Here is an 8736-nt window from a genome sequence, read left to right as displayed (position 1 = left end):
GACATGTACAGGGTCTTGGCGGCCGAGTTGATGATGTGGTCGATGGCCTGCATGCCAAAGTTCCACGTCATGAACTCGACGATGGGCTTCAGGCCAGCCATGGCCGCACCGACGCCCAGACCGGCAAAGCCGTGCTCGGTAATCGGGGTATCGACCACGCGCTGCGGGCCGAATTCCTGCAGCAGTTCGCGGCTGACCTTATAGGCACCCTGATACTGGGCAACTTCCTCGCCCATCAGGAACACAGCGTCGTCGCGGCGCATTTCTTCGGCCATCGCGTCACGCAGGGCGTCACGGATGGTGGTTTTCACCAGCTTGGCGTCGGCCGGAATTTCCGGATCACGCAGCTCGGCCGTAGGCTTGGCAGCCGGAGCCGCAGCCTTGGGAGCCTGAACCGGAGCTTCAGCTTCGGTTTGAGTCATCGGCTCGGCAGCCTTCGGTGCCGGTGCGGCCTCGTCACCCGCCAGACGGGCGATCGGCGTGTTTACCTTCACGCCCTCGGTGCCTTCGGCCACGAGGATTTCCAGCACTTCGCCTTCATCGACAGCCTCGACTTCCATCGTGGCCTTGTCGGTTTCAATCTCGGCGATGACCTGACCGGCAGAGACGGTATCACCCGCCTTGATGTGCCATTTGGTCAGATTGCCCTCTTCCATGGTGGGCGACAGCGCCGGCATCAGAATGTCGGTCACGGATCAGGCCTCCACGTAAACGTCAGTGTAAAGCTCGGACGGATCGGGTTCCGGGCTTTCTTGTGCAAATTGAACGGACTCGGCAACGATGGCTTTCACCTCGTTGTCGACAGCTTTCAGCTCGTCCTCGGTGACCTTGGCAGCAGCCAAAAGCATCTTGATGTGGTCGATCGGGTCGCGGGTCTTTTTGACCTCGTCGACTTCTTCCTTCGAGCGATACTTCGCCGGATCGGACATCGAGTGGCCGCGATAGCGATAGGTCTTCACTTCGAGGATGTACGGGCCGCCGCCTTCGCGAGCGCGCTTTACAGCGCGGGCCGTCGCATCGCGCACAGCCAGAACGTCCATGCCATCGACCTGCTCGCCCGGAATACCGAACGAAGCGCCGCGCATATAAAGCTCGGTCGTCGAGGACGCACGGTCAATGGCCGTGCCCATGGCGTATTCATTGTTCTCGATGATGTAGATGGCCGGCAGCTTCCACAGCTGGGCCATGTTGAAGCTCTCGTAGACCTGACCCTGGTTCGAAGCACCGTCACCGAAATAGATGAACGAGACCGAGTCATCGCCACGGTACTTGCCCGCAAACGCCAGACCGGTGCCCAGAGCCACCTGCGCGCCCACGATCCCGTGGCCACCAAAGAAGCCGGTCGGCACATCGAACATGTGCATCGAGCCGCCCTTGCCCTTGGACGAACCACCGGCTCGGCCGGTCAGTTCAGCCATAACGGCATTTGGGTCCATGCCCGCAGCCAGCATGTGGCCGTGGTCACGATAGCCCGTGATAATCTTGTCGTGGCCTTGCTTGACGCTTTCTTGCACGCCAACAGCAACGGCTTCCTGACCGATATACAGGTGGCAGAAGCCACCAATCAGGCCCATGCCATAAAGCTGGCCCGCACGCTCTTCAAAGCGGCGGATAAGGACCATCTCGCGATAGTAACGCAGCAGGTCTTCTTTCGAAGCCTGAGGCGTGTTCGGAATTCTGATATCACCCTGTTCGGATGACGATTTCTGAACCGCGGCTTTCGCCATTCCGGCATCTCCCGGTTACGCCCCGGTACCGGGGACTCTTCTCATTACAGTGAAGAGGGGTTTAGCAGCCTTGGTTCCGCCTTAGCAAAGCGCAGTTTCGTGTTGTAACACGAGTTTAGCCCGCCTGGATCGCCTCAGGGTTGCGAACCACAGGTGTATGAACGCGCACAACATAGTCTCGCGGATCGGCAAAACCGATCACAGCGCGGGCGCGTTCTTCCAGAAGATCACGTGACAGGCTGCTGGAGCGCAGATAACGAACGCGCACTTCCAGATCCTGTCTTTCTTCAAGCAGATGGGACAATTCTGCCTGTCGCTTGTGTAGCAGCGCATCGCGCGCCTTGCCGCTCAGCACGCCACGCTCGCCCGTCAACCCGTGTACGCCAAAGTACAGGACTGCAAGCAAGATCAGAACTGACGGTAAATACGGCTTCATCTGCTCTATCACTGACGCCGCTCCTTCTGAGCGATGGCACGAATCCAACCCGTGCACGAAAATGGTTAGTTAAGAATTAAAAACTCCGCCGCCGGATCACCGACGACGGAGTTTTTGAATTTGTTTGCAATTCGAAGCCTAGAAAGCCCCCTGCAAAGCTTAACGCAGCAGCATGCCGTCGCCGTAATAGATAGCTTGGTCGCCCAGCAGCTCTTCGAGACGCAGCAGTTGGTTATACTTGGCGACCCGGTCCGAACGGGCCAGCGAACCGGTTTTGATCTGACCACAGTTCGTTGCCACGGACAGATCGGCAATGATGGAGTCTTCGGTCTCGCCCGAACGGTGCGACATCACCGAGGTGTAGCCGGCACGGTGCGCCATATCGACGGCATCGAGGGTTTCCGACAGGGTGCCGATCTGGTTGACCTTGATCAGGATCGAGTTGGCCAGACCTTCGCCGATACCGGCAGCCAGACGAGCCGGATTGGTCACGAACAGATCGTCACCGACCAGTTGCACGCGATCACCCAGACGCTCGGTCAGCAGCTTCCAGCCTTCGAAATCGTCTTCAGCACAACCGTCCTCGATCGAAACGATCGGGAAACGCTCGACCAGATCGGCCAGATAGCCAACCATGCCGTCCGCGTCGAACTTCTTGCCTTCGCCTTCAAGGTTGTACTTGCCACCCTTGAAGAACTCGGTCGAAGCCACGTCCAGCGCCAGATGGAAGTCCTCGCCTGCCAGATAACCGGCAGCCTGACCGGCCTTGGTGATGAAGCTCAGGGCTTCTTCAGCCGAGCCGAGGTTCGGTGCAAAGCCGCCTTCGTCACCCACATTGGTGTTGTGACCCGCGTCTTTCAGTTGCTTCTTCAGCGCGTGGAAGATCTCCGCGCCCATACGCAGACCATCCGAGAAGGTGGCCGCGCCGGTCGGCATGATCATGAATTCCTGGATGTCGATCGGGTTGTCCGCGTGCGCTCCACCATTGATGATGTTCATCATCGGGGTCGGCAGAACGCGGGCCGAGACGCCACCGATATAGCGGTGCAGCGGCAGGTTGGCCGAGATGGCCGAAGCCTTGGCCACAGCCAGCGATACACCGAGGATGGCATTGGCACCCAGACGGCCCTTGTTCTCGGTACCGTCCAGCTCGATCATCGCTTCGTCGATGCGGCGCTGGTCTTCGGCATCCAGACCCGACAGAGCGTCGAAAATCTCGCCATTGACGGCGTCGACAGCCTTCTGGACGCCCTTGCCCATATAGACGTCTTTGTCGCCGTCACGCAGTTCGACAGCTTCGTGAGCGCCCGTCGAGGCACCCGACGGCACAGCCGCACGGCCGAACGAACCGTCTTCGAGGACAACATCCACCTCGACCGTGGGGTTGCCGCGGCTATCGAGAATCTGGCGGGCAACAATATCTGCAATATCGGTCATGGAACGATCCCGGCAAAACGCAGTGAAAAGAAGTGAGCGCCCTTTAGACCAAAGGCACCCGAGAAGCCAACCACCATGCACGGCACAAACGAAAACAGCGTGCGATTTCTCGCACGCTGTTCGAATTCGTCACCGATAAGGAAATCGGTCGACCTAAACCCGAGACTTAGTCTTCGGCTTGGGTCAGAACCTGACGACCGCGGTACATACCGGTCTTCAGGTCGATGTGGTGCGAGCGACGCAGCTCGCCGGTGTCTTTGTCCTCGGTGTACGGGTTGCTGCCCAGAGCGTCATGCGCACGGCGCATGTTACGACGGGACGGGGATACTTTGCGCTTCGGAACGGCCATGTCCGTCTCAATCTCTAAGTCGGTGCGCCTGAAGGCGCGAAAAACAATAGCGGCGGCCACGAAATCCGGACCGCCACACGAGGCCGCGCTTATGCATGAAGCCGACGATGATTTCAAGGGGTAGTGCCGAAAGAGCAAAAACACCGCAATCACGGCCTCTCAAAGCCCCTTTTCGGCCCCGAACGGCGCTTTATTCGCCGTAAAGCCTCAACGAATCAACCCGCCAGACGATCCGCGACCGCTTCGCCGATCGCCATCGAGCTGGTGAGCCCCGGGCTTTCTATACCAAACAGGGCCATCAGCCCTTCGATACCGTGCGATTCGATGCCGCGAAGCTGGAAATCGGGCTGGGCTTGGCCCTTGCCGTGCAGCTTGGGTCGGATGCCCGCATAGTCTGGAGACAGTCTTTCGACCTGCACATCCGGCCAGAAGCGGCGGATATAGCCTGCAAACTGCTCGGCCTTGGCCGGATCGACCGAATAGTCCTCGACATCGACATAGGCCAGATCGGGACCAAACACGCCCTGCCCGCCCAGATCCTTGCGATAGTGCGTCCCCAGCGCCCCCGGAATGGGCGGCGGATAGATCAGGCGATTGAACGGTGCAGGGCCGGACAGGCGAAAATAGACACCCTTGCCGAAATGCCCCGCAGGAATCAGGTCTGCCGGATAGCCCTCGATGCTGGATGCCACCACTTGCGCCGACAGGCCCGCTGCTGTCACCAGCAGGCGGCTGGTGATGCTCATGGCACCTTCGCCACCGACACGGACAGTAAACCCGCCGCCTTGCAACGGCTCGGCTCCTTCGAACGGGGCCGAGGTGACAACAGAGCCACCCGCAGCCTCGATCTCGCCCTCGAGGGCCAGCATATAGCCGTGACTGTCGAACAGGCCGCTCTCGGGTGACAGAATGGCCGCAACCGCATTCAACTGCGGCTCCAGCGCCCTCGCCTGCTCGCCGGTTAAAAGCTCCAGCCCCTCGACGCCGTTTATGCGCCCCTGTTCGAGAATGGCTTCGATACGCGCCACCTCGGCCTCTTCGGTGGCGACAACAAGCTTGCCGCACTTCCAGTGGTCAACCTTGTGGCTTTGCAGAAAGTCGTACAGCAGCCTGCGCCCCTCGACGCAGAACTTCGCCTTCAACGATCCTGTCGGATAATAAAGACCGGCGTGAATGACCTCGGAATTGCGCGATGACACGCCCTGTCCGATGGCCGGTTCCTTTTCCAGAACCAGAACGGTCAGTCCCCGCTTCGACAACGCCCGTCCACATGCCAGCCCTACGGCACCTGCACCTACAACGGTCGCGTCGAAATCAAAGGTCATGACGTCCCGTATCTCCGCTTTGCCTCGGCTTCGAAACACTCGATCAACTTGCGCACCGCCAGATCGAAATTGGAATGCAGCATCATATCAAGCATGCGCGATTTGAACGCGAAGTCGATCATGAATTCCAGACGGGTGCCGTTCTCGTCGGGGAAAAACTCCCAACGGTTCTTCAGGTGCTTGAACGGGCCACGCAACAGGCCAACCTCGACCTTGGGCGCGTTACGGTCATAACGCACCCAGGTCGAAAACTTTTCGGTCAGGACAGCAAAGCCGACACCGGCCTCGGCATCCATCACCGTCACACCGTCTGCCTCCTCGCGCGCATTCCAGACACGCATCGAGGTGATCCACGGCACGAATTGCGGATAGTGCTTAATATCCGCAACAAGCGCCGCCATTTGATCCGGCGCATAGGGCAGTATGCGCGTCACACGATGAACAGCCATGTCCGCCTTAGCGACGCAGTTGCGCTTCGCGGGCAGCCTTCAGACGGGCAAAGTCGTCACCGGCATGGTGCGACGAGCGCGTCAGCGGCGAGGACGACACCATCAGGAAGCCCTTGGCGCGCGCGATGGCCTCATAGGCCTTGAACTCTTCGGGCGTCACAAAGCGGTCGATAGCGGCGTGTTTGCGCGTCGGCTGCAGGTACTGGCCGATGGTGATGAAATCGACACCCGCCGAGCGCATGTCGTCCATCACCTGCATGACCTCTTCCTTGGTCTCGCCAAGCCCGACCATGATGCCCGACTTGGTGAACTGGTTCGGATCGCGCTCCTTGACCATCTGCAACAGGCGCAGAGAGTGGAAGTAGCGAGCCCCCGGACGGATCTTGAGATACAGGCGCGGAACGGTTTCGAGGTTGTGATTAAAGACGTCCGGCTTGGCGTCGATCATCACGGCAGCCGCACCATCCTTGCGCAGGAAGTCCGGCGTCAGAATTTCAATGGTCGTGTTCGGAGCCTGAACGCGGATCTGGCGCACCACTTCGGCAAAGTGTGCAGCACCACCGTCGGCCACGTCATCGCGGTCCACCGAAGTGATCACGACGTGGTTCAGACCCATCTGCTGGACAGCCAGACCGACCTTGCCCGCTTCTTCGGGATCAAGCGGTTGCGGCAGGCCCGTCTTCACGTTGCAGAAGGCACAGGCGCGCGTGCAGGTATCCCCCATGATCATCAGGGTGGCGTGCTTCTGGCTCCAGCACTCGCCGATGTTCGGGCAGGCCGCTTCCTCGCAAACCGTGACCAGCCCTTTGGAGCGCACGATTTCCTTGGTGGCATTATACTGCCCCGAACCGGGTGCCTTAACGCGCAGCCAGTCAGGTTTCTTCAGCACCGCCGACTCAGGGCGATTCTGCTTTTCCGGATGCCGTAACTGGGACGGCGACGTCTTCAGGGTGTCGATCAGGGTGACCATAACGGCTATTTCGGCTTTTACGCTCCAATAGGCAAGGTGCCCGCGCCCTCACTATCGGTTTCTGTTGCCGCCTTTTGGTCGAAAAACATTGCAATCCTCACGGAAGGTTTCAGAGTCTTTCCAAAATGGGCTCGTATCTCTAATGGAGTCCGCCCTAACGAATAAAGGGGGCCACCGGCCCGCCTAAGGAGGATCGCCTTGCGGCAACCGCTGGATTCCAAGCTGTACACGACCACGCTGATCGACGCTCTGGTCGACGCGCGGGCCACATATGGCGACAAGGAGATTCTGGAGGATCAGGATCGTAATCCCCTGACCTATACCGGTCTGATCCGCGCGGCCTTTGTTCTGGGCCGCAAGATTGCCGGCATGACCCAGAAGGGCGAGCGCGTGGCGATCCTGCTGCCCTCCTCCATGGGTGTGGTGGTGACCTTCTTTGGTCTGCATGCGCATGGCCGCGTGCCGGTGATGCTGAACTTCACCGCCGGTGAAGCCAACCTCAAGGCCGCCATCAAGGCCTCGGGCGTCAAGAAAATCCTGACCGCCAAGCGCTTTATACAGCAGGCAACTCTGGATGATCTGGTCGCGGCGCTGGGCACAGTGGCCGAGATTGTCTGGCTGGACGATGTCCGCAAGACCATCGGCCTGAAAGACAAACTTTACGGTCTGGCCGCCGGTGCCGCACCCAAGCGTTTTGCCGTCAAAACCGATCCGAATGATCCGGGTGTGATCCTGTTTACCTCGGGCAGCTTCGGTTCGCCCAAGGGCGTGATGCTGACCCAGCAGAACCTTGTGGCCAATGCCCGTCAGGTCGCCGAGCATATCTCGCTCGATCCGGCATGGGTGTTGTTCAACCCGCTGCCGACCTTCCACTGCTTCGGCCTGACCGCAGGGGCCATCCTGCCGCTGCTCGAAGGCCTGAAGGCCTTCCAGTACCCGTCGCCGCTGCATGCCAAACAGATCACCGACCTGTTACCTCAGGTTAAAGCGAACCTGCTGTTTGCGACCGATACCTTCCTGAACCAGTATGCCCGCGTGGCCGAAGCGCAAGATTTTGCCACCATCAAGTTCGCGGTTGCCGGTGCCGAACGTGTGCGTGACGAAACCCGCGCCCTGTTCGAAGCCAAATTCGGCAATGTCGAACTGCTGGAAGGCTATGGCGCGACCGAGGCCGCCCCTGTCGTGGCCGTCAACAAGCCGGGCCAGAACCGGCCGGGTACGGTTGGCCAGATTCTGCCGGGCCTCGATCACCGCCTTGAACCCGTCGAAGGCGTCGATGCTGATGGCCGCCTGTTCATCAAGGGCCCCAACGTCATGGCCGGTTATCTGACCAGCGGCGATCCCTTGAAATGGGAAGCCATTGAAGACGGCTGGCTGGACACAGGCGACATTGTCGATGTGGACGCCGAAGGCTTCATCACCATTCGCGGCCGCGCCAAACGCTTTGCCAAGATCGGCGGCGAGATGGTGTCCCTGACCGCCGTGGAAGGCATTGCCGGTGCCGTATGGCCCGACAACCGCCACGCCGTTGTGGCCATCGCCGACAGCCGCAAGGGCGAGAAGCTGGTGCTGATCACGGACCGCGAGGGTGCCGAGTCTTCGGAACTCAGCGCATGGGCGCGCGAAAATGGCGCTCCCGAACTGGCCGTCCCCAAAAAGATCATCAAGGTTGCTGAAATCCTTGTTCTGGGCACCGGCAAGACCGACTATGTTTCCCTTCAGAAAATGGTTGAAGACGCTAAATAAGCGTCTGATCCGGGGGAGCATCTGAATGTCGCTGCGTACATTTGACTGGCATGGGCTGACACTGGCGGCCCTGCGTATCGCCTCGGGCCTGCTGCTGGTTCAGCACGGTACGGCCAAGCTGTTCGGTTTTCCGGGCGGCGATCGTGCCAATATCGACCTGAACACGCTGGTTGGCTGGTCCGGCCCGATCGAGTTTGCGGGCGGTCTGCTGATTATCCTCGGCCTGTTCACGCGCCCCGTGGCGTTTGTGCTGTCGGGCTTTATGGCGGCGGCCTAGTGTATTGGCCATGCCTCCAG

Annotated in this window: 10 protein-coding genes; 2 read left to right on the top strand and 8 right to left on the bottom strand. The window is 59.9% G+C overall.

Translation table 11 applies throughout. The features are described 5' to 3' along the window. From RSB01_RS12315 to lipA, 8 genes are all read right to left on the bottom strand, one after another. A partial coding sequence (locus RSB01_RS12315; protein WP_332625564.1) for a biotin/lipoyl-containing protein occupies nt 1-692 on the bottom strand: 692 nt, incomplete at its 3' end. 3 nt (nt 693-695) lie between these two features. Then, complete coding sequence (gene pdhA, locus RSB01_RS12310) at nt 696-1727, bottom strand: pyruvate dehydrogenase (acetyl-transferring) E1 component subunit alpha (RefSeq protein ID WP_332590363.1); 1032 nt, start codon at nt 1725-1727, stop codon at nt 696-698. Nucleotides 1728-1842: 115 nt separating this feature from the next. Beyond that, nucleotides 1843-2163: a septum formation initiator family protein gene (locus RSB01_RS12305; RefSeq protein ID WP_332590364.1), complete on the bottom strand. Its 321-nt coding sequence runs from the start codon at nt 2161-2163 to the stop codon at nt 1843-1845. Between the two features lie 159 nt (nt 2164-2322). Continuing rightward, nucleotides 2323-3600: a phosphopyruvate hydratase gene (gene eno, locus RSB01_RS12300; RefSeq protein ID WP_332590365.1), complete on the bottom strand. Its 1278-nt coding sequence runs from the start codon at nt 3598-3600 to the stop codon at nt 2323-2325. A 166-nt stretch (nt 3601-3766) separates the two neighbouring features. After that, nucleotides 3767-3949 carry a 50S ribosomal protein L32 gene (rpmF, locus tag RSB01_RS12295; protein WP_167177851.1) on the bottom strand — a complete coding sequence of 61 codons (183 nt, stop codon included), beginning with the start codon at nt 3947-3949 and terminating at the stop codon, nt 3767-3769. Between the two features lie 215 nt (nt 3950-4164). Then, nucleotides 4165-5274, bottom strand: coding sequence for an NAD(P)/FAD-dependent oxidoreductase (locus tag RSB01_RS12290; RefSeq protein ID WP_332625563.1), 1110 nt, complete (start codon nt 5272-5274; stop codon nt 4165-4167). Continuing rightward, entirely contained in the window at nt 5271-5723 is a 453-nt protein-coding gene (locus tag RSB01_RS12285) for a type II toxin-antitoxin system RatA family toxin (RefSeq protein WP_332625562.1), read from the bottom strand. Before RSB01_RS12285 ends, RSB01_RS12290 begins: the two co-directional genes overlap by 4 nt. A gap of 7 nt (nt 5724-5730) precedes the next feature. Then, nucleotides 5731-6693 (bottom strand): lipoyl synthase, encoded by a 963-nt coding sequence (gene lipA / locus RSB01_RS12280; protein WP_332590367.1) that lies wholly within the window; start codon nt 6691-6693, stop codon nt 5731-5733. 198 nt (nt 6694-6891) lie between these two features. On the opposite strand from lipA, the gene RSB01_RS12275 reads away from it, so the two are divergent. Next, the gene (locus RSB01_RS12275; RefSeq protein WP_332590368.1) at nt 6892-8439 is read left to right on the top strand and encodes an AMP-binding protein; all 1548 of its coding nucleotides are present in this window, start codon (nt 6892-6894) and stop codon (nt 8437-8439) included. A gap of 25 nt (nt 8440-8464) precedes the next feature. After that, nucleotides 8465-8716, top strand: a complete 252-nt coding sequence (locus RSB01_RS12270) for a DoxX family protein (protein WP_332625561.1) — start codon at nt 8465-8467, stop codon at nt 8714-8716. Nucleotides 8717-8736 lie beyond the last annotated feature (20 nt).

Origin of the sequence: Brevundimonas sp. (genome assembly GCF_036659295.1) — a bacterium.
Classification (GTDB): Bacteria; Pseudomonadota; Alphaproteobacteria; order Caulobacterales; family Caulobacteraceae; genus Brevundimonas.
The sequence above is the reverse complement of the archived record's forward strand: the minus strand, read 5'-3'. Positions and strand labels throughout refer to the sequence as shown.

Coding starts and splice junctions, on each gene's coding strand:
- RSB01_RS12290 (WP_332625563.1), bottom strand. CDS start 5,274: ATGACCTTTGATTTCGACGCGACCGTTGTAGGTGCAGGTGCCGTAGGG.
- rpmF (WP_167177851.1), bottom strand. CDS start 3,949: ATGGCCGTTCCGAAGCGCAAAGTATCCCCGTCCCGTCGTAACATGCGC.
- RSB01_RS12270 (WP_332625561.1), top strand. CDS start 8,465: ATGTCGCTGCGTACATTTGACTGGCATGGGCTGACACTGGCGGCCCTG.
- RSB01_RS12285 (WP_332625562.1), bottom strand. CDS start 5,723: ATGGCTGTTCATCGTGTGACGCGCATACTGCCCTATGCGCCGGATCAA.
- RSB01_RS12305 (WP_332590364.1), bottom strand. CDS start 2,163: ATGAAGCCGTATTTACCGTCAGTTCTGATCTTGCTTGCAGTCCTGTAC.
- pdhA (WP_332590363.1), bottom strand. CDS start 1,727: ATGGCGAAAGCCGCGGTTCAGAAATCGTCATCCGAACAGGGTGATATC.
- eno (WP_332590365.1), bottom strand. CDS start 3,600: ATGACCGATATTGCAGATATTGTTGCCCGCCAGATTCTCGATAGCCGC.
- lipA (WP_332590367.1), bottom strand. CDS start 6,693: ATGGTCACCCTGATCGACACCCTGAAGACGTCGCCGTCCCAGTTACGG.